The 20,803-nt window shown below is 59.7% G+C and carries 21 protein-coding genes and 1 pseudogene; 18 read left to right on the top strand and 4 right to left on the bottom strand.

Translation table 11 applies throughout. The features are described from left to right. Positions 1 to 48 precede the first annotated feature (48 nt). Both AB4097_RS15725 and AB4097_RS15720 read left to right on the top strand, forming a co-directional pair. Complete coding sequence (locus AB4097_RS15725) at positions 49 to 432, top strand: response regulator (protein ID WP_442041172.1); 384 nt, start codon at positions 49 to 51, stop codon at positions 430 to 432. Positions 433 to 450: 18 nt separating this feature from the next. Continuing rightward, a complete protein-coding gene (locus AB4097_RS15720) occupies positions 451 to 1,152 on the top strand; it encodes a protein phosphatase CheZ (protein ID WP_442041170.1) in 702 nt (233 codons plus the stop codon). Between the two features lie 56 nt (positions 1,153 to 1,208). Here AB4097_RS15720 and AB4097_RS15715 read toward each other — a convergent pair whose 3' ends face one another. From AB4097_RS15715 to AB4097_RS15700, 4 genes and pseudogenes are all read right to left on the bottom strand, one after another. Beyond that, positions 1,209 to 4,001: a heparinase II/III domain-containing protein gene (locus AB4097_RS15715; RefSeq protein ID WP_442041168.1), complete on the bottom strand. Its 2,793-nt coding sequence runs from the start codon at positions 3,999 to 4,001 to the stop codon at positions 1,209 to 1,211. A gap of 147 nt (positions 4,002 to 4,148) precedes the next feature. Beyond that, positions 4,149 to 4,769, bottom strand: coding sequence for a response regulator FixJ (gene fixJ, locus AB4097_RS15710; RefSeq protein ID WP_442041166.1), 621 nt, complete (start codon positions 4,767 to 4,769; stop codon positions 4,149 to 4,151). After that, a complete protein-coding gene (locus AB4097_RS15705; protein WP_442041183.1) occupies positions 4,735 to 6,300 on the bottom strand; it encodes a PAS domain-containing sensor histidine kinase in 1,566 nt (521 codons plus the stop codon). The genes fixJ and AB4097_RS15705 overlap by 35 nt, the downstream gene beginning before the upstream one ends. A gap of 3 nt (positions 6,301 to 6,303) precedes the next feature. Beyond that, positions 6,304 to 7,482: pseudogene (locus AB4097_RS15700) on the bottom strand (PAS domain-containing protein); the annotation flags it as partial. A gap of 381 nt (positions 7,483 to 7,863) precedes the next feature. Here AB4097_RS15700 and flgB point away from each other — a divergent pair. From flgB to AB4097_RS15620, 16 genes are all read left to right on the top strand, one after another. Beyond that, a complete protein-coding gene (gene flgB / locus AB4097_RS15695; RefSeq protein WP_442041164.1) occupies positions 7,864 to 8,250 on the top strand; it encodes a flagellar basal body rod protein FlgB in 387 nt (128 codons plus the stop codon). Then, positions 8,250 to 8,666, top strand: coding sequence for a flagellar basal body rod protein FlgC (gene flgC / locus AB4097_RS15690; protein ID WP_442041162.1), 417 nt, complete (start codon positions 8,250 to 8,252; stop codon positions 8,664 to 8,666). The genes flgB and flgC overlap by 1 nt, the downstream gene beginning before the upstream one ends. Before the next feature lies 1 nt (position 8,667). Next, complete coding sequence (locus tag AB4097_RS15685; RefSeq protein WP_442041160.1) at positions 8,668 to 8,997, top strand: flagellar hook-basal body complex protein FliE; 330 nt, start codon at positions 8,668 to 8,670, stop codon at positions 8,995 to 8,997. An 11-nt stretch (positions 8,998 to 9,008) separates the two neighbouring features. After that, entirely contained in the window at positions 9,009 to 9,797 is a 789-nt protein-coding gene (flgG, locus tag AB4097_RS15680) for a flagellar basal-body rod protein FlgG (protein WP_442041158.1), read from the top strand. A 24-nt stretch (positions 9,798 to 9,821) separates the two neighbouring features. Next, positions 9,822 to 10,283 (top strand): flagellar basal body P-ring formation chaperone FlgA, encoded by a 462-nt coding sequence (flgA, locus tag AB4097_RS15675; RefSeq protein WP_442041156.1) that lies wholly within the window; start codon positions 9,822 to 9,824, stop codon positions 10,281 to 10,283. After that, complete coding sequence (gene flgI / locus AB4097_RS15670; protein ID WP_442041154.1) at positions 10,283 to 11,383, top strand: flagellar basal body P-ring protein FlgI; 1,101 nt, start codon at positions 10,283 to 10,285, stop codon at positions 11,381 to 11,383. Before flgA ends, flgI begins: the two co-directional genes overlap by 1 nt. Continuing rightward, positions 11,380 to 11,895 carry a MotE family protein gene (locus tag AB4097_RS15665; protein ID WP_442041152.1) on the top strand — a complete coding sequence of 172 codons (516 nt, stop codon included), beginning with the start codon at positions 11,380 to 11,382 and terminating at the stop codon, positions 11,893 to 11,895. Before flgI ends, AB4097_RS15665 begins: the two co-directional genes overlap by 4 nt. After that, positions 11,892 to 12,590 (top strand): flagellar basal body L-ring protein FlgH, encoded by a 699-nt coding sequence (gene flgH, locus AB4097_RS15660; protein ID WP_442041150.1) that lies wholly within the window; start codon positions 11,892 to 11,894, stop codon positions 12,588 to 12,590. Before AB4097_RS15665 ends, flgH begins: the two co-directional genes overlap by 4 nt. Before the next feature lie 24 nt (positions 12,591 to 12,614). Continuing rightward, on the top strand, positions 12,615 to 13,124 hold the full coding sequence (locus AB4097_RS15655) for a flagellar basal body-associated FliL family protein (protein WP_442041148.1): 510 nt from the start codon (positions 12,615 to 12,617) through the stop codon (positions 13,122 to 13,124). 73 nt (positions 13,125 to 13,197) lie between these two features. Continuing rightward, a complete protein-coding gene (gene fliP, locus AB4097_RS15650; protein WP_442041146.1) occupies positions 13,198 to 13,935 on the top strand; it encodes a flagellar type III secretion system pore protein FliP in 738 nt (245 codons plus the stop codon). A gap of 118 nt (positions 13,936 to 14,053) precedes the next feature. After that, positions 14,054 to 15,691, top strand: coding sequence for a flagellar basal-body MS-ring/collar protein FliF (fliF, locus tag AB4097_RS15645; RefSeq protein WP_442041144.1), 1,638 nt, complete (start codon positions 14,054 to 14,056; stop codon positions 15,689 to 15,691). Then, complete coding sequence (locus tag AB4097_RS15640) at positions 15,691 to 16,338, top strand: hypothetical protein (protein WP_442041142.1); 648 nt, start codon at positions 15,691 to 15,693, stop codon at positions 16,336 to 16,338. Before fliF ends, AB4097_RS15640 begins: the two co-directional genes overlap by 1 nt. Positions 16,339 to 16,344: 6 nt before the next feature. Beyond that, positions 16,345 to 17,556, top strand: a complete 1,212-nt coding sequence (locus tag AB4097_RS15635; RefSeq protein ID WP_442041140.1) for a MotB family protein — start codon at positions 16,345 to 16,347, stop codon at positions 17,554 to 17,556. A 5-nt stretch (positions 17,557 to 17,561) separates the two neighbouring features. Further along, positions 17,562 to 18,818 (top strand): chemotaxis protein MotC, encoded by a 1,257-nt coding sequence (locus AB4097_RS15630; protein WP_442041138.1) that lies wholly within the window; start codon positions 17,562 to 17,564, stop codon positions 18,816 to 18,818. A gap of 161 nt (positions 18,819 to 18,979) precedes the next feature. After that, positions 18,980 to 20,230, top strand: a complete 1,251-nt coding sequence (gene fliK / locus AB4097_RS15625; RefSeq protein WP_442041136.1) for a flagellar hook-length control protein FliK — start codon at positions 18,980 to 18,982, stop codon at positions 20,228 to 20,230. Beyond that, on the top strand, positions 20,175 to 20,798 hold the full coding sequence (locus AB4097_RS15620) for a transglycosylase SLT domain-containing protein (RefSeq protein WP_442041134.1): 624 nt from the start codon (positions 20,175 to 20,177) through the stop codon (positions 20,796 to 20,798). The genes fliK and AB4097_RS15620 overlap by 56 nt, the downstream gene beginning before the upstream one ends. Positions 20,799 to 20,803 lie beyond the last annotated feature (5 nt).

Here is a 20,803-nt window from a genome sequence, read left to right as displayed (position 1 = left end):
CTGTTCGAGATTCAAGCCCGCTTCCGGGCTTTCTAAGGACCTAGTATCGTGAGCCTTGATCTTTCCACGCCTGTTCTCGTCGTCGATGATTATCAGACGATGGTTCGCATTCTTCGCAATCTCCTCAAGCAGATCGGCTTCAACGATGTGGACGATGCCTCCGACGGCCAAGCGGCTCTGGATAAGCTGCGCGCCAGAAAATACGGCCTCGTGATCTCAGACTGGAATATGGCCCCGATGACGGGTTATGAGCTGCTGCAGCAGGTACGTGCCGACGCTGAGCTGAACTCCCTGCCGTTCATCATGGTCACAGCCGAGTCAAAGACGGAGAACGTCGTTGCGGCTAAGAAGGCAGGCGTCAACAACTACATCGTCAAGCCGTTCAATGCCGAAACGCTGCGGACGAAGATCAGCGCTGTCTTCAACGGGTAAATGATTGCGAGCAGGGTCATGAATCCACGTAAAAGCTATCGCATCGAAGCCAGCATGGACGCGCTGCCTTACGATGAAGGAGTTCAGGAGCGGCATTCCGAGATCATGAGCATGCTCGGCACGATCAAGGAATCCATCGTGCCCGCGCGCGAGATCTCAGCATCCTTGCTCGAAGAGCACCGGCGCGACATGCAGGAGGCTCTCCGCCTGAAGGTGGAACTCGACTCCATCTATGAGGCCATCGAGCGCACCAAGAGAGAGATCGCGACGCTTCGATATGCGGGCGCTCAAGGTCAAGAGATCACGAGGGTGACCGATGAGCTCGGAGCCATCGTTCTCGGGACCGAAACGGCAACCCACACGATCCTGGCCTCGGCGGAGAAGATCGATGATTTGTCCAGCAACCTGTCATCACGCCTGACCGGAGGGGATCAGGAGATCGCCCGTGAGATCCTGGATCACGTGATCAGCATCTTCGAGGCCTGCAATTTCCAGGACATTACAGGCCAGCGGATCAGCAAGGTCGTCAACGCGATGAAGTTCGTCGAGGAGCGGGTTCATCATATGATCGATATCTGGGGCGGACTTGAAAGCTTCAAGGATATCGAGCCCGTCGACGAAGCGGGCCGAAAGGGAGATGCAGCGCTCCTGAACGGCCCCGCGCTTGCAACCGACAAGGGCGTGACCTCCCAGGATGATATTGACGCACTCTTCGGTTGATGCGTCCGCAATCGTCGCCCTGAGCCCCCGGCCTCTCAGCGGCCGGGGCCAATGTCTCAGGAGGTCGCTGCGTCCTGCTGTGCAAGCTGACTTTCACGTCCCGGCATCCGCAGCACGGCCTTTAGCTCCGGCGTCGCCAAAAGATCCATGATCCGGCGGAAGCCCAGGTCATTGATGGCGAGAATCACTCCCCCGCAGACATCGCCCGAACCGGAGAACCTGTAGGTCAAGACATTGGCCGGCCGCAGGCCCCCCCGCGGATGGGAGACAAAGCCCTGCAATTCCCCACGGCGGCCATTGCAACCGTTCTGGATCGTCATGCCGTTGTATTCGCCTGCCACTGCATGAGGAACAATACGCAACCGGTTCTTGCCGTGGAAGCCGATGGCAAGATTCGAGCTTGTCAAAGCCACCGCGACGTTCTCATCGAAGTGAAGGTGCCCATCGATTGAGATGGGTGAACCATGGCCTCGAAAACAATCGAAAACGGCAATCGCGTTGAGATTGTCAAGGCACAGGAAGACGCGAGCGTGCTCATAGCTCGGGCCATAGGTGTTCGTGCCGATGCGAATAATATTCGCATGGTTCAACGACATTCTTTCCTCGATCAAACCGAGACCGGATGACTGATCGTGTCGGTCCGGACTGGCGATGTTATGTGCCCGAGACGATGTCAGATAATGTCGGATCGAGCCCGTGTCATGGATGATCGATCCCCCGGGATCCGTGACCCATCGGGTGCCGCGGGCGGTATACACGAAGGATGAGCAGTTGTGATGGCCATTCTCACGGCGCTGTTCGCCAAAGGAAGCACACAGGTAGCTCCAGTGCGGTTTACGCTCATAATCCCGGAAGACGACGATGCCGTCGCCTTCAGACACAAACATTCGTGGGCCTGCCGGATAGGACAACTCTTCCGCCAGTTCCGAGTCCGCCAAGAGAGATCGGCCATAACCGGAGATCATCCGGCGCAGCCAGGATGCATGATGATAGCCACGTGGCGCGTCGCCCAAGGGCGGAAGCATTCCACTTGGATCGGTCATTCCAACGAGGACTTTGAGGGCAGCCCTCAGGCGCACGGTCAGGCGCTCTCGAAACTCTTTGGCCTCGGGTTCATCTTCGAGACTGTGTGTTAGAAGCAATCCGATGGAGACAATTTCAAGCCGGTCATGAAGAGATTGCTCGATGGACGAGCCATCCGATCCGATCAATTGATCGAACGCGGATCGAATCTGGGCGAGGGCTATCGACTTCCAGTATGCAGCCAATGGGAAGTGGGGATTCGCGCGGCCAACGGCAAGCAATGCGCATGCGACACGCAACTGAATGAGGGTGGGCGAGAAGATATTCTGGCTGACGATCTCGGACAAGGTGAAGCCGTACCTGATGATCTCGGCAAAGAGCGTCTGCCGGCGTTTGATGTCTTTCCCGTTTTTTGAACCGGAAGTTAGCGCGAGGAGATGCAGTAGCACCTCGGCGCGGGTCGCCATCGACATCGGATATGTGCTCAGAGCGTCTTTGGGCTCGTTCCACGGATTGGACTGTGCCCACGATAGTGCGAGTTCCACGGCTCTCGTAGAGCCGCCGAGCTCCGGTCGCGCGGCGAGGTCAAGAAGCCATGAAAGAGACTGGAATTCCAGGCGCCATGCTGGAGACTTATATGGATCCTCCGTCCATTCAAAGGCTTCGGGAAAAGGCCACGGCTCAAGACCACACAAAGTTAAATGGTTATCGCTGATCGCCGGCGCTTCTCCGCTCTGGATGGCTCTCAGTCGATCATGGAAGGTGAAGAGAGCTCCAAAATTCTTTGGATCGATAAGTTGGTCGACTGGGCTCGCCCGCATCCGCTGAGCTTCGGGATGCAGGTGAAGGCGATCGCAAACCTTCTCCATAAAGACCAACGGATTTGAAACGTCGTCTCCTAGTATGTTCTCAAGCAGAAGCTCGTCGCCGATGGAGACTTCAAGAGGAGTGACCAGACTGATCCGTGAGTCGTCCGCTGGGACCTGAAAGCCGAGCTCGACGGTTGCGGCCTCGGATGGCGGGTGCAGTTCAAGCGTGAAGCGCCTCGCTTGTCGGTGGATCGGAATGTCGAGAAAGGGTCCGAGAACCGGCGATGACGACACAGCCTCATAAGGAGGCGGAAGTTGCTTGCCCTTCGCATCCCGGAAGACGACCAGTGCCAAGGCTTCATCGCTCGCTTTGCCTTCGTTGATCAATTGCCCGCGGATAAGGAGCGGGTGACCGGGAGCGACCCCGTAGTTCAGCCATTGAGGTGCCGTGCTCAGATTCCACCAAGCGCGGCGCGGAGCCGTTACTTGCCTGTCGCTTGGCTGGAGCTTCACTGATTCCACTGAAGCATACGACGGCGTTTGAACACTTTGATGAATTCTCAGATCGCAGATCTTGAACGGATGCGAGTTGCGCCAGCTGCGAATTGTCAGCGTCAGGTGATGTGCCGGTGCCGGGACGAAGAAATTGAACAGCACGCGAGCCGAATGGGAATGATCGCTGCTTCGATCATAATAGCCCGGCCCAGCCATGTGATAGCTATGGGGGTCGATCTGGGTCCTCGCTAATCCTGGGACGTAGGCGAAGTCGATATGCGATCCGTCCTCTGACAGGAAATCGATGCCGACCGCTGCGAAGTCGTGAACACTCCGCGCCTCCTCGTCCGCATGCCAAGAGATCTGAAATTCGACTGCACACCAAGTGTCGCTGGAAACATCCTTGACGTCGAAAACCACCCGAGACCAGCGGTTATGGTTCGAAACGACATAAGTATCGTCGGAAGATCCTTCTGCAGCCTGGTCTCGTGGAACCGAGGAAATTTGTCTGACTTCAGGCATGCGGATATGAAAGCCTTATTGAGGAACTTCATGAGACAAGAGGGTGCGGAATTCGACCGAGCTGGACCTGAGCTGCGGAGGAGCTATGGATGAGCATGAACCAGCTGCTGCCAATCGCCCCGAGAGTGTCCGTCTAGCCGCCCCCGCTTAGTTGCCGGTAGCGACTTCAAGAAACAAAGCCATGCGGATCAGTTCGGAAAGGCTCTTCGCTTCCATCTTCGACATCACATTGGATCGGTGGATTTCCACTGTACGGATGCTGATGTTCAGCTCATGGGCGATCATCTTGTTGGCTTTTCCGGCGACAAGCCCATCGAGCACTTGGCGCTCCCGCTGGGACAGCGACTGCAATCTGGCTTGAGTGCGAAGAAGCTCTTGGTTCTTGCGGACGCTCTTTTCATCGCAGACCAATGCGAAACGCACCACTTCCAAGAAGCGGTCTTCCCGGAAGGGCTTTTCGAGGAAATCGATGGCTCCCACCTTCATGGCCTCGACAGCGAGAGGGATGTCCGCGTGTCCTGTCATGACGACGACCGGGACATTAAGCCCACGAGCATTCAGGCGGCGGATGAATTCCAGGCCATCGACGCCGGGCATGCGCACATCTGTAACGATGCAGCATCTCCCAGGATCCTGAACTTCATCGAGGAATGCTTTCGCGGATTCGTAGAGGCGAACATTCAGGCTGGCCGATACCAGCAGAAACGAAAGAGCTTTTCGCACTCCAATGTCATCATCCACCACATACACGATCGGCGTGTTCGACACTGGCCATGTCCTCCATATCGACAGTTCTAAGAGTGAAGTGGAAAGTTGTTCCCACACTGGGAACGGATTCCGCCCAGATCTTGCCGCCGTGAGATTCCACGATCGTCCGGCTGATCGAGAGACCCACCCCCATGCCACTCTGTTTCGTGGTGGTAAACGGCTTGAATAGGTTCATCAAGACCTCCCGCGGTATACCGGATCCTGTATCCTGCACACTGATCTGAACAAGCGATTCAGTCGGCAAAGTTCTTGCCTTGATCCTCAACTCGCGCAGGCTCACGTCCTGCATGGCTTCGATCGCATTGCGGATGAGATTGAGGAGAACCTGCTGAATCTGGACGCGGTTCACGAGGACCAATGGGTCGTCCGAGGGAAAGTCGAACTCGACTTTGACTTCCTGCTCCTTGGCGCCGACCAATGCCAAAGCGCCGGCCTCCTCGACGAGCCTTTGCAGTCCTTCGATCTGATGCTCGCTGCCTCCACGGGCTACGAACTCGCGCAGTTGCCGAATGACCTCCCCGGCCCGCAGAGCCTCTTCGGCCGCCTCGTTCACCGCATGCCGGACGAGTGAAATCTTGTCACCGTCCAGGCCGTTCAGGATCATCCCGCACCCCTTGAGATAGCTGGTGATCGCCGTCAGGGGCTGATTGATTTCATGGGCCAGTGTGGAGCCCATTTCGCCCAATGCCGTGAAACGCGACATGTAGGCGAGTTCGGATTGCAGTTCCTGCATCCGCGTTTCGGTTCTCTGGCGCTCGGTCAGGTCGCGAATGAAGGCGGTGAAGAACCGTTCTCCGTCGGATTCCATCTCGCCGACCTGAACTTCCATGGGAAAGGTCGAACCGTCCTTGCGTTGTGCAACGACAACGCGACCGCTTCCGATGATGCGGCGCTCACCGGTCTCACGATACCGGCGGATATAGCCGTCATGTTGTTCCCTGTAGGGCAGGGGCATCAGAAACTTGACGTTGGTCCCGATGACTTCATCCGGATGATAGCCGAACATGTGCACGGCGGTGGCACTGAAAGAGCGGATAATGCCATTCTCGTCCGAGACGATCATTGCATCCGGAACGGTTTCGAGAATGGATCGAAGATGGGCCTCCCTCGTGCGCAACCTTTCCTCGCTGGAGCGCAGGGCGTTTTCCGCGAGCTTGCGCTCCGTGATGTCCTGGATCGTTCCGATCTTGCGAATGGGCCGGCCGCTCTCGTCGACCATCGTGCGGCCGATCGCCGTCACCCAGCGCTCGTTGCCGGCGTCTGCGCGAAGCACCCGGAATGTGCCGCTATAGGTCAGGCTTGCGCCAGGCTCATTGGCATAAAATGTCTCTTCCAAATCGTCGCGGTCATCAGGATGGACACATCCAAGGACAATCTCTCGGGTGATATCGGCATGCGGCCCGAGGCCCAGGATCTGGCGGGCTTCCGGTGTCCATTGGCGACGGCCCGTGACAAGGTCCTGATCCCAAATGCCGAGCGCCGTCGTTTCGATGGCAAGCCTCAGGCGCTCTTCGCTGCTGCGAAGTTTCATTTCCGCCAGCCGCTGGTCGTGAATGTCGGTGACCGTGCCGACCCATTCCTGAACCGCGCCGTCTTCGGTGAGGAGCGGTACGGCTCTTGCGAGAATCCAGCGGTAAGCCCCGTCCGAGCGTCGAACGCGATACTCGAACATGCCGGGTTCCTGGGAGCTGCGAACAGCTTGCCATTGCGCGAGCAGTTTGTCTCGATCATCCGGATGAACAGCGTCCAGGAAGCCAAGGCCCATATAGGCTTCCCTGGACTCGCCGCTGAACGCTTCCCAGCCCCAGACTTTGCTGACGGATCCATCCGTTGTGGCGCGCCAAACGATGACCGCGCTCGCTTCGATGAGGGCGCGGTATTGTTCTTCACTTTGACGGAGTCGCTCGGCGGCAGACTTCTGCTCGTGAATATCCGTGATGGTGCCAACCCATTCCTGCACCACGCCACTGGCATCCCGGAGGGGAACCGCTCGCATCAGAACCCACCGATATTCACCGCTGGGCTGGCGGATACGATACTCACTCGTGCCGGGCTGTTCGGACGCGAGTGTTTCCAGCCAGGATGACGTTGCCCGTTCACGATCATCGTGGTGAATATGGCCCAGCCATGCGAAATCCGTGTGATCGTCCGTGGAGGGGCTGTGCGGGGTTCCCCAGCCCAATATGCCGTCGATGATCGAGCCGTTCGGCGAGGCCCGCCAGACCATGGCGGCGCTCGCCTCGATCAAGGCCCGGTATCGCTCCTCCTGCGTTTTGAGGGCGGCTTCCGCGGCCATGAAGCGGCTGACGTCTCGCGATGTCAGAACAAAGTTGCATAGTCTCCCGGATTCACCCTCGATGGCGTCAATCGTGACCCTGCACAGGAGGTGAACGCCTTGTTTGGTTCTGCATCGCGCCTGATCCGCGTAGTGGCCGAGGCTCGCGGCAACTTTCAGATCTCGAGCGGATTTGGCGCCGCTCGAGGCGTCCGACGGATAGAGAAGTGAGAAATGGGAACCGAGAGCTTCATCGGCCTTCCAGCCGTAGATCTGCTCCGCGCCCATGTTCCACGATACAATATATCCGTCTGGGTCGAGCGTGATCAGAGCGAAATCGCGAATGGCATTCAGAGCGCGGCCGGCATCGACGATCCGCCGGGCATCCTGCCCGGATCGCACATCGAAGCTCTTGTTTAACGCAGAAGTATGAGTCATTCCCCCCAACCCACGTGCTGCGTCGCAATCAGGATCCAAACTTAACGACGAAGAATCGCCGTGAGCAACACTATTGATAGGCCCTGACGGCTATCAATGTCACCGTCGCGATTGCATCAGCGGGCCGAAATCAGCAATCGAAAAATCCGGCCGAGATGGCTGCTATATTGTCGCGCCGGATGGTGCGGCAAGCACCATGTGAAACATTGATTCATTCCACCCGGGGCTGATCCATTGCTTCTCCAGGCGCCGTAAGCTCGGCTCTGCGCCCAGCAGAATAGGGAACCGACGCGAGCTTCGGTCGGTGATCGGACCGCAGGTCAGCCTCGTGCAAGGTTGGCGGTTTAAATGCCTCTTTACCATATTCGCCTGGAGACCCCTGTGACGGCACCTGTCTATCTGTTCGACTTGGCATCGCGACAGGCTCAATGGCTTGCCGCCCGCCAAACGACGATTTCCGGAAACGTCGCCAACGCCAACACTCCTGGCTATCGAGCCAGGGACGTCGAGCCGTTCGCGGATGTTCTGGACAAGACCAAACTGGCCATGGCGGCGACGAACGCCAGCCATATCGGGTTCACCCCATCAAAGGCCGAAGCGAGCAAGGTCAAGAAAGCGGATAGCTGGGACACGGTCTATTCCAAGAACTCCGTCAGCCTCGAGCAGGAACTCATCAAGGCTGGTGAGGTCAACCGGCAGCATTCGTTGAACACAAGCATCGTCAAGTCATTCCATCGGATGCTGATGTCAAGCGTGAGGACTTCATGATGATCGACCCCTTGGTTGCATCGAGCAAATTATCGAGTTCGGGCCTCGAGGCCCAGTCGGCTCGTCTCCGGGTCATCTCGGAGAACGTTGCGAACGCTCAGTCGACGGGGCGCACGCCGGGCTCCGATCCCTATACGCGCAAGACGATCACGTTCAAATCAGAGCTCGACCGCACGCTCGGCGCAGCCTCGGTCACTGTCAAGGATATCGGACAGGACGATTCCGCTTTTCCGGTCGAGTATGATCCCGGCAATCCGGCAGCCGATGAGAACGGCATGGTCAAGAAGCCGAATGTGAACATGCTGATCGAGATGGCGGACATGCGCGAGGCCAATCGATCCTATCAGGCGAACCTGCAGATGATGAAGCAGGCCAGAGCCATGATCACTGCAGCAATCGATCTCATGAGAGGCTGATATGGTCAGCGCAGTTTCCTCGATCTCGTCAATGATCGATCGCCCGTCGGCGGTCGCAGCCATTCCCACCTTCGGTGGAACGCCAGCCGCAGGAGCCGTCGCCGGCGTACCTCAGGCGAGCTTCGGCGACACGATGGCGCAAGTGGCCAATTCGGCCATCGATACCATGAAAGCGGGCGAAGCGGCGTCGATCGCCGGTATCCAGGGCAAAGCCTCGGTGCAGCAGGTCGTCGAGGCGGTGATGTCAGCGGAGCAGACGCTCCAGACGGCCATTGCAATCCGTGACAAGGTTGTCGCGGCGTATCAGGAAATCGCCAGGATGACGATTTAAAGGGGATTGAAATGAGAGCGCTCGCGATCGCCGCCACCGGCATGAATGCACAGCAGCTTAACGTCGAAGTCATTGCAAACAACATCTCGAACGTGAACACCACCGCCTTCAAGGGAGCGCGAGCCGAGTTCACGGACCTGCTTTACCAGGCCGAGCGGTCCCAGGCCATTCCCAACCAGGCAGGATCGAGCCCGGTTCCTGAAGGCGCCATGCTGGGCCTCGGCGTCCGCACGGCGGCGATCCGCAACCTGCATCGTCAGGGATCGCTGACGAATACGTCGAACCAGTTCGACCTCGCCTTGAACGGCCGCGGATGGTTCCAGGTCAATGCTCCCAGCGGCGAGATCGTCTACACCCGTGCGGGATCGTTCAACAAGGACGGCAACGGGCAGCTCGTCACCCTCGACGGTTATACCCTCAACCCGCCGATCATCGTCCCGGCGAACACGCTCGACGTGACCATCAATGAATCCGGCGAGGTTTTCGCAAAGATAGATGGGCAGGCCAATCCTCAGAACCTCGGTCAGCTGTCGCTTGCGAACTTCGCCAACGATGCTGGCCTCGAGCCGATCGGCAGCAACTACTACCGCGAGACTCTCGCCTCCGGCGCGCCGGTCGTGGGCATGCCGTCCGATCCAGGGTTCGGGAAGATCCATCAGGGTTATCTCGAGGCCTCCAACGTCGATCCGATCAAGGAAATCACGAACCTGATCTCCGCGCAGCGCGCCTTCGAGATGAATTCGAAGGTCATCCAGGCTGCCGACGATATGGCCGGAACCGTGTCAAAGGGCATCCGCTAAAGGCGAAAGCCGGATGAAAGATTCATGAAGCATTTCGTCCATATAGTTCTTGCGGCGAGCGTCATGGCGCTGGCGGCTTCTCAAGCCGCCGTGGCTGAAGAGCGAATTCTCCCGGTTCCTTCGGTGACCATTTATCCGGGCGACACGATCAATGAGTCGATGCTCAAGGATCGGGCTTTCCCGGAAAATTACCGCTATCGTACGGCTGTTATCGAGTCGCCGCGTGTTCTCGCCGGCAAGATGGCCCGCCGGACTCTCCTGCCAGGCGAGCCGATCCCGATGAACGCCGTCGACGACCCGAAGCTCGTGACGCGTGGCACGCAGACTCAGATTGTGTTCGAGGAAGGTGGGCTGTCGATCATGGGGATCGGCATCCCGCTTCAGTCTGGGACCTTGGGTGAAACCATCCAGGTCAAGAATGTCGACAGTGGTCGGATCATCACAGGCCGGGTTCAGCCCGACGGACGGGTTCGGATCGGATTCTGATGATGCTCCGTGCGATCCTCTTCCTCTTCACCGTTCTTGTCTCATTTCAGAGTCAGGCTGCGACACGCATCAAGGATGTGGCGTCCGTTCAGGGCGTGCGCGACAACCAGCTCATCGGGTATGGCCTTGTCATGGGTCTTCAGGGAACGGGCGATACGCTTCGCAATTCCCAGTTCACCGAGCAGTCCCTGCAATCGATGCTCGACCGCATGGGAGTCAATGTCCGCGACATCAACCTGCGGACCCGCAATGTCGCGGCCGTCATCGTCACGGCGGATCTTCCTCCTTTCGTCGGATCGGGCTCGCGCATCGACGTGACGGTCACGTCCATGGGCGATGCGACCTCACTGAAGGGCGGCACTCTGATGCTCACGGCCCTGCAAGGCGGCGATGGACAAGTTTATGCGGTCGCGCAAGGCGCCATTGCCGTTTCGGGTTTCTCCGCCCAGGGCCAGGCGGAGACATTGACCTCAGGCGTCGCGACTGCAGGACGGATCCCGAACGGCGCTCTGATCGAGCGGGAAGTTCAGGGAGGCTTCAACGCCATGGGGCCGTTGGCCTTCGAACTCAAGAACCCCGATTACAAAACCGCGACGCTGATCACGGATGCGATCAACCTCTATGCCCAGCAGCGTTACGGCGTTCGTGTCGCATCTCCGCGCGACTTCCGCACCGTCCTCCTGCAGAAGCCGAAGAACGTGGCGGCCACGCGCTTCATTGCCGAGCTGGGCGACCTTGAGATCCGGCCGGATACGCCGGCCCGGATCGTCGTGGATCAGCGGACGGGAACGGTGGTGATCGGAAAGAACGTCCAGATCTCCACGGTGGCGATCACCCACGGGGCCTTGACGATTCGCGTGACGGAGACCCCCGAAGTGTCCCAGCCCGATCCGTTCTCCATGGGCCAGACAGTGGTCGTGCCCCGCACCCAGATCACGGCTGCCGAGGAGAGGGTACCGCTCGCCATCGTCCGAGGGGCGGACCTCCAGACCCTCGTCAAGGGGCTCAACCAGATGGGCCTCAAACCCTCCGATGTCATTGCCATTCTCCAGGCCGTGAAAACGGCCGGAGCGCTTCAAGCAGAACTGGTGATCCAATGACCGAATCCACGATCATCACATCACTCAAGCCGATCGTCCTCACTGCGGGATTGCTCATCGGGACAGCCGCACATCACGTTGCCATGGCGCAGGAGGTCAAGGCCGATGCCAAGGCCGGCCAGTACTGTACCAATATTGCCGATGCCGCCTCCGACGCTCGTTTCGCGCTCCAGAAGCAGGCTCTCGCCGACATGGAGAAGGAGATCGAGGGCCGGATCAAGGTGCTCGAAGCCAAGCGCGCCGAATATGAGGAATGGCTGCGCCGTCGAAACGAAGTTCTGACGAAGGCCGACGAGACCATTGTCCTGATCTATTCGCGCATGCGCCCGGATGCAGCGGCATTGCAACTCACGAACATGGATGAGGAGATTGCCGCGGCTGTCATCGCCAGGCTCAATCCTCGCGTGGCCAGTGCCGTGCTGAACGAAATGGAACCGGCCCGCGCCGCGCAACTGGCGAACGTCATCACCGATGCGCCCAAGCGGGACAAGAATACTGTGAGGCAGAATTGAAACACCTCGTTCTGATTGCTGGCCTGTGCTTCCTCGGCGCTTGCGCAACGAGGCCTGAGGAGATTGGGCGGGAGCCGGGAATGACGCCGGTCGGATCCGGTGTTCTCGTCGATCGCGAGCCGCTTCCCCATCTGTTCAGGGCAAACGGCCCGACGGCAGCGAATTCCACCTGGAGCAATGCCAGCGCCGATCTCTTCACGAGCCCGCGGGCCCGGCAGGTCGGCGATATCGTGACCGTCAATATCCAGATCGACGACAAGGCAGAGTTCGACAACGCGAGCGACCGGTCGAGGAAGTCCGCGATCAAGGGAGGCCTTGATTATGCCTTCTCCTTCAAGGGGTGGAATGCGGACGGAACCGGAGATTTCGGCGTCAATTCGTCATCGTCCGCGACCGGCCAGGGAACCATCGATCGGTCGGAGAAGCTGCGCCTGTCCGTTGCTGCCGTCGTCAACGAGGTTCTCCCGAACGGAAATGTCGTCATCAGCGGATCGCAGGAGGTTCGGGTGAACTACGAACTCCGCATCCTGAACATCGCCGGCATCGTGCGGCCGAGGGATATCTCGCCGAAGAACACGATCAGCTACGACAAGATTGCCGAGGCTCGCGTGTCCTATGGTGGTCGCGGACGTCTGATGGAGGTCCAGCAGCCTGCTTATGGACAACAGATCTATGATGTCGTGGCGCCTTTCTAATTAGAACATCAAGACGAGACGAGAATGGCCAAGGCCCTAGAACTTCCTGCGCCCGCCGGCAGCACGCCGAGCAAAGAAGGATCGCTCCGGTGGCTTCTGACGCTCGGGCTGCTGACCCTCCTGTCCGCTGCCATCGGGGGCGGCTTCGGCTTGGTCATGGTCTCGGGGATCGAGCGCCAGGTCGAAGAAAAGTATAAGGCCCAGCCGCAGAAGCCTGAAGTCGCCAGCCCTTACAAAGGCGACATCGCGGTCAAGAAGCTGGCGGCCGTCGTGACCAATCTGGCTGGCTCGGAGAGCGACTGGGTCAGGTTGGAGGCATCCATCGTTTACAGGTCAGGTGAGGAACAGCACCCGGACGTTTTGGCATCCGAGACGAGGCAGGACATCCTGTCCTATATGCGCACCGTGTCGCTGGCTCAGATCCAAGGGCCGAGCGGGCTCCTCCATTTGCGCGAGGATCTCAACGAGCGCGCAAGATTGCGCTCGAAGGGTATCATCCAGGAACTGGTGCTTGAAACCCTGGTCGTCCAATAAGATGAAGCCCTTGCAGCATTCGCAGGCCTTTTACGCGAATGCCTTTCCATATTCTTGAAAGACATACTGGCCGATGCCCACTCGTTTCATATTCACCGGTGCATTCCTCCTAGCGGCAACGAGCGCTCAGGCGCAGATCGCCGGCCTCGAATCGCTCATTCCCGCCGGCGATGGCGCGGTCAGCGGACGGATCATTCAACTCGTCGTTCTTCTGACCGTTCTGTCCCTGGCGCCTGGCCTGCTGATCATGGTGACCAGCTTCACCCGATTCGTCGTTGCCTTCTCGTTTCTGCGTTCGGGACTGGGGCTCCAGAGCACGCCTGCCAATCTCTTCCTGATCAGCCTGTCCCTGTTCATGACCTTCTTCGTCATGGGGCCGACCTTCGACCGGGCCTGGAACGATGGAGTTAGGCCGCTAACGGAGAACCGGATTTCCGAGGCGGAGGCGTTCACCAAAACGACGGAGCCCTTCCGCGAATTCATGATGACCCATGTGCGGCCCAAGGATCTCCAGATGTTCACCGATCTGGCCGCCGTCAACTATCCCCGGCCGAGCGAGGGCGAGAAGATCGACCTCCGCATTCTGATCCCGGCCTTCATGATCTCCGAGCTGCGCCGAGGGTTCGAAATCGGCTTCCTGATCGCCTTGCCTTTCCTCGTCATCGACATGATTGTCGCCACCCTGGTGATGTCCATGGGCATGATGATGATGCCTCCGACCGTTCTGGCCCTGCCGTTCAAGATCCTGTTCTTCGTCCTGATCGACGGCTGGAACATCCTCGTGAGCGGCTTGGTGCGCTCCTATTTCTGACCGACCGCATTCCTTGCAACCTACGAAAACTGACTTCCGACGGAGGCGCAGCAACCTTCGCACAAGGTTAACGACGCACAAGTGATCTCGACACCTCTTACCAGTACCGAGATTCTCTATGCCTGGTCGTCAGCAAGCCGAAAGATTGTGGACTAGTTTGATGCAGCTCGGCGCCCGTCGCCTGGCTGCCTTGGCCGCGATTGGCCTGGCCGTTTTCCTGTCCGTCGGCATCGGCACCTATTATCTCAGCCGACCGGCTCAGGAGATGCTCTACACCGGGCTCGACCGTGAGGATGTCGGCCGGATGGGAGCGGTCCTGAAGGATGCAGGCATTCCCTTCGATGTGAGCACCGACGGAACGGCCCTTCTCGTCAGCTACGGCAATACGGCCCAGGCGCGGATGCTGCTGGCCGAGAAGGGACTGCCGCACAGCACGAAATCAGGCTACGAACTCTTCAATGATCTCGGTTCGCTGGGTCTTACCTCCTTCATGCAGGAAGTCACCAAGGTCCGGGCCCTCGAAGGCGAGCTGGCCCGCACGATCCAGGGCATGAAGGGCATCAAGGCGGCGCGCGTCCACATCGTCCTGCCGGATCGCGGATCGTTCCGTCGTGAGCAGCAGCCGGCCTCAGCCTCCGTAGTGATTCGCACGGTCCCCTCCGATGACGCATCGTCCGCACAGGCCATCCGTCATCTCGTCGCGGCAGCCATTCCCGGCATGGCCGTCGACAAGGTGACCGTCATGAACACGGATGGGACGCTCCTGATGTCCGGCGACGATGCGGCCAATGCCTCGACGGGCAAGATGGCACATCTGGAGAAGACGGTCGGTCTCGAGATTCAGGATAATGTGCGCCGCACGCTCGCGCCTTATCTCGGGACCGGCAACTTCGAAGTCAGCGTGGCCGCTCGCCTGAGCACGGACAAGATCAGCACCAATGAGACGATCTTCAATCCTGAATCGAAGGTCGAGCGCTCGACTCGGACGATCAAGGAAACCGAGGTCTCGCAGAACAAGAGCGGTCAGAAGCCAACAACCGTCCAGCAGAACCTGCCGGACGAGAATGTCCGCAGCGAATCGGGCGACAGTGCGAGCGAGGACAACCAGCGGCGCGAAGAGCTGACGAACTACGAGATTTCGTCGAAGACGGTCCAGACGATCAGCGACGGCTACCAGATCAAGAACCTGTCCGTTGCCGTCCTCGTGAATCGGTCCCGCATCACGTCGCTTCTCGGCGAGAACGCGACGCCTGCCGAGATGGACGCCAAGGTTGCCGAGATCGAGCAGCTCGTGTCCTCGGCCGCGGGCTTCAGCAAGGATCGTGGCGATCAGATCAAGGTCGCGGCCGTCAGCTTCGTCGACGACGGCGGAATGCTTCAGCCAGTCCAGGGCCCGTCTCTGACCGAGATCCTCATGCGTCAGTTCGGGACGGTCGTGAACGCCCTGACGATTCTCGCCCTGTGCGCCATGATGATCTGGTTCGGATTGCGCCCGGCCGTCCGGATGCTCATGGCCCGCCACCAGGCCGAACTCGAGCTCCAGCGCGAGCAGGCGGCTGCGCTGGCCGCGGCGGAAGCTGAAGAGGCTCTCGAATCCAGTCGTGAGACCGCCTTGCAGGTGGCGTCCGAACTGGACGAACAGAACCTGATCGAAATGCCGAGGACGCCGCAGCGCAAGCTGGAGCAGATCATCGAATTGAGTGAGGAGCAGGCTGCTGCCGTTCTGAAGCAATGGCTCGGGCGGGAGGCTGCTTAATGGCCGCGACCCTAGCCAGTCTCCTGGCAGATTTCTCAAACCCAGCCGCTGGAACTCCCTCGGGAATCGGCCTTCTCCGCTCCGTCAAGGCGGCGCCTGAACCGAGCCCTGAGCCACCGCAGCCGCCGGTCATCGACCGTCACGCGGAGATCGCCATATCGGTCGAGACGCGAGTCAGGGCCGAGGAACGGGAGATCGCCCGCAAGGAACTCGAGGACGCCATAGCGGCCGAGAAGGCTCGCCATGTGGAGCACATGAACGAGCAGAGGACGATCTGGGCCGAAGAGCAGGCTCTGCAGCTATCGGCCCAGATTTCGACAGCAGTCGATCGCCTTGGTTCCGACCTCTCGGAGAATGTCGCCAACATTCTCAGGCCGTTCGTCGCGGAAGCTTTTCGCCAGCAGGCGCTCGCCGAGTTCAAGGAGGTCCTTGCAACATTGCTGTCCGGCAGCGACGCATGCCTTCTGAAGGTTTCAGGCCCTGAAGATCTTCTCGTGGCCTTGCAGGCCAGTCTCGGACCCGCAAGCGACCTGATTGAATTTACGCCTGGCGATCATGTCGAGGTGAGCGTCACGGCGCAAGATACGCATGCTCAAACGCAATTGAATGCCTGGTCGGCTCGACTGTTCCAGGCGCTGGAAAGCTGACGATCGATGGCGAGTTCAGATAAGCAGGAGATCGTCATCGTCCGTAGAAGTGACGATGGCGAAGATGTCGTCAAGGGCGGCGCATGGAAGATCGCGCACGCGGATTTCATGACGGCCATGATGGCGTTCTTTCTCGTGATGTGGCTCATCGGCATGACCGACGAGAAAACCCGAAGCGGCGTCGCCAATTATTTCAACCCGGTCCAGCTCGCGGAATCGACCCCGAACAAGAAGGGGCTCGACGACCCTCAGAATGTGCCGCCGGACAACGAGACCGACAATACGAAGGACGGCAAGGAGAAGGGCAGCGGCGAAGGCACAGGCGGAAAGTCCCATCAGCTGCGCAAGCCGCGATTCAAGGAGGGTGCCCTCTTCCAGGATCCTTATGCCGTGTTGGCCCGCATCGCCGATGAGGCCGACGTGACCCCTTATGATACGCTTGGCGCAGACGCGACGCCGGGCGACACGGAGGTGCCCGGCCTCAAGGCGGGCGAAGCCTTCAGGGATCCCTTCGATCCCCTGTACTGGCAGGTCTCCCCAGTCGACGAGCTGAAGACGGATACGCCGCCGAAGCCCGGAACGGCAGCGCCGGCTCCTTCGAAGGCCATCATGGATGTGGTCGCTGCTTTGAGCCAGAAAGGCCGGGCCGGGAGCCGGCCGGAGTCGAAGGATCCTGCGCCTGCATCGGCATCGAGCGGCGCCCCATCAGATGCGGCACGTCGGTCTCCCGACAGCGATCCGAACGCGGCGAGTGCGGCCGATCTGAAGGCCGCGGAGCTCAAGCAGGACATCATGAAAGCCGTTCAACCGACTAAGGATGCGTCGCCGCAGCCGCATATCGAAGTCCGCCGAACCGGTGCCGGAACGTTGATCAGCCTGACGGATGATTTCGACTTCACGATGTTCGCCGTAGGTTCGGCCGAGCCGCATGCGAAAGTCGTGCGAGCCATGGCCGAGATCGCAAAAATTCTGCAGTCGCGTGCGGGTAAGATCGTCATCCGCGGTCATACCGATGCCCGGCCTTTCAAATCGGCCAATTACGACAACTGGCGGCTGTCCCAAGCTCGGGCTCAGATGGCACTGTACATGCTCGTTCGCGGCGGGCTGAGTGAAAGCCGGATCGTGCGGGTCGAGGGACATGCGGATCGCGATCCGAAGATCCCGACTGATCCGAATGCGGATCAGAACCGCCGGGTCGAGATCCTTCTGCAGGAGTGATCACGATGAAAGGTCGTTCATTGCCTCTCATTGCGATGTCCGTGTTCCTCGGTGCCGGGGCGGCTATGGCCGAGAGCGGGCAACATTCGGAGGCCAAGACAGAGCAGAAGATCGAAGCCATCGCAGTCTCCGTCCCGGTGCAGCTCGTGAGAACGCTGCATCTGATGCAGGATCAGATCGCGGTCGGCTCGACGGAAGCTCACATCGCGCAACGCGGCCTGCTGGGAATTCTGGATGACAGGTTCATGAACCTGGAGCCAGAGACCTGGCAGACGAGCAAGAACGTGCAAGCGGCAGTGTCGCTCGTCCTCAGCGGTGGAAATCCCGGTATCCTGAGGAAGCTTCTCGAACTCGGCTCGTCCTTCATTGCAGAGAGCGACCGCCCGCTGGTCGAAGGTGCGCTTGCCTATGTCGAGGGCAGGGAAGAGGCCGCGCAAGGCCTGCTCGCATCCTTGGACCCCCGTTCCCTTCCTCCCATGCTGGGAGCGCAGTTGGCCTTGGCTCAGTCGGCCCTCGTCGTGCGCAAGAATGCGGCGAAATCCGATGAACTGCTGGATTTCGTCCGACTTCAGGCGCCCGGAACCCTCCTCGAAGAGGCAGCTCTGCGCCGGCAGGTCTTCGTCGCAAGCCAGATCGACAAGATGGAGAAGTTCCAGGCACTCGCCACCGACTATCTGCGACGCTACCGTCACTCGGTCTATGCCGGAAATTTCCGACAGCGCCTGGCTTCCGTGCTGACTCGGATCGATTTCGGCAAGGAGACGTCGTGCTTCGACGGCCTCGTGGCGATGATGTCCGAGCTTGAACCCGAGGCGAGGCGCGACCTCTATCTTCTGGCATCGCGTTCGTCGATCGAACAGGGTTTTACCGCATCAGCACAGTTGCTGGCCGACAAGGCGCGGGAACTGGCCGGATCGGACCAGGCGAGCGCGGCAAGGGCAAAGCTTTATCGGGCCGCCTCGCTGATCACGTCGCCGCAAGCCATCGATGGCGCCGTTGGTGATCTCCGCGGCATCGACAGGTCCATTCTCTCGGCGAGCGACGTGAACTTGCTGGATTCCGCGCTCGCGATGGCGGATCAGATCCGCAGGGTGCCCGAACCTCAACCCCGGCTGGCCCCCTCGGCAAAGCCGGAAGTGACGAAAGTAGCCACGGACGGGCCGACGGGTGCTTCCGCCCCTGTGCAAGGGTTGGAACAGCTTCAGGCTTTATCCAAGGCACGTGACGCCCTGAACCGCGTCGACAAGTTGATCAAGAACTAGGCATTAGCAAGCCGATGAGCCGATTAGACCTTCTGTCGCAGACAACGCCGAGGCTTGTGGACACTCCGTCGCGCAACGCGTCTCCAGGTTCGGACAACCAGGGAGGCAATGGAGGCGCTGCGACCTCCGATTTCGGTTCGCTTCTGGATGGGTTCTCCGGAATGCAGTCGAGAGAAGGGGTAGGACCATCCCAGCTTGAGATGACCCTGCTGGGCGCTGAAGCGGAAAAAGCGGTCGTGATGGCGGGAGAGACCGATTCCGATCCATTGCAGGATCTCCTGCCAGAGGTGCCGCCGCGCGAGGACTCTGACGACGGATCGATCCCTGAGGCCGGAAGCTCTACCTTCGCTATTCTTGAAAATCTCCTTCCCAGGATCCTTGCGCGAACCGCCAACGGAAACCATGCGGATTCAGGTTCAGGGCGCTCCGGAGCATCCTTCGCGTCGCCTTCGATGGCCATGATGCAACAGGACCTCGAAGATTTGAGCCCGGCAAGTGCAGGATTGGGATCGAAGCTCGCCGTGTCGGTTCAAAACCAGGAAGCCCATTTCAAGCCCATCATCGAGGGCTTGAGCAGCGCTCCGACGGAAGCGGGAGCACCCCTTCCATCTGAAGAAGCCGGGCAGATATCGGTGAACATGCTTCAGGAGAAGCTCAAGAGGGGTGGTGTGAAAGGCTTGCACCCGGGCACTGCCGATGACGCTTTGCAGGCATCAGCCGAGATGGCTGCCGGTGCAGAAGCCGCAGCGAACAAGGAAGAAGCTGGAACTGTCAGAAGCAACTCCCCGGATCGCATGGTTGATCGCGCTGAGGCTCAAAAGCAGGCGCCGATCAACGCGGCGAAAACCGAATCCGCCTCTCTCCCGTCCTCGACGCTTCAACATCTTGCACGATCCATCGTCGAGGATGCCAAGGGTATATCCGAGCCTCAGCATCCCTCCTTTCAGCATGACAGCTTGAACCGGGTCGCCACGGCAAGAGCTTCAGCCGGAGTTCTCAGGGTCTTGGACCTTCAGTTGAAGCCGGCGGAACTCGGCCTCGTGACGATCAGAATGCGCCTCTCCGGTGACAGCATCGAAATGGAAATTCAGGCTCAACACGAGGACACGGCCGAGCTTTTGCGTAACGACGCGGACAAGCTGTCCAGTCTGCTTCGAGTGTCCGGCTATCGTCCCGACGCGATCACCATCCAATCTGCCGATTCTGCCTCTCATGACCGCTCATCATTCAACCGTCCACAACAGGGAAGCATGGCTCAAGGCCAGTCCTTCGATCAGGGTCCCGCCGCGGGTCAGGGGCACTCGTCCCGTCATCAGGGAGACCGCTATGCCAGCAGCGGACGGGAGATCCATACGGATGGGAGCGACGGTTCGGCGTCTGGCCGCAGCGGCGCTGGCGGCATTTACCTTTAATGCCTGGATAACATTGCCGGCTGTCGCTCAGTCTCCGTCCGGCCTGTGCGAACGGGAGATGATGCGCGCTTCAGAGAAGTACGGCGTTCCGATCGGCATGCTCTATTCGGTCGGACTGACCGAAACAGGACGACGCGGCAGCTTGCAGCCCTATGCGATGAATGTCGAAGGAAAGGCCGTGTTCTCCAACAGCGCGGCGGAGGCGATGCAGCGCTTCGAGGAGGCGATCCGCGGTGGCGCGAGACTCATCGATCTCGGCTGCATGCAGATCAACCATCTCTATCATCGTGAAAACTTTCCGTCCCTGGCGAGCATGCTCGACCCACGCACGAACGTGGAGTATGCGGCCCGTTTTCTCAGGGAACTCAAGACGCGTCACGAGACCTGGACGATGGCCGTCGCGCGGTACCATGCAGGTCCGAACAACGATCCGGCCCAGAAGCGATATGTCTGCCGTGTGATCGCCAACATGGTTGCAACCGGCTTCGGCCAGTGGACGCCGGGAGCCAAGACCTTCTGCGCGGACGCGCCGGGCCTGAGCAGCGGGCAGACAGCATCCGACGGCTAGGGGTC

The sequence above is a fragment of the Microvirga sp. 2MCAF35 genome, from assembly GCF_052115545.1.
GTDB lineage: Bacteria > Pseudomonadota > Alphaproteobacteria > Rhizobiales > Beijerinckiaceae > Microvirga.
This window is presented reverse-complemented; position numbering and strand designations above follow the sequence as displayed.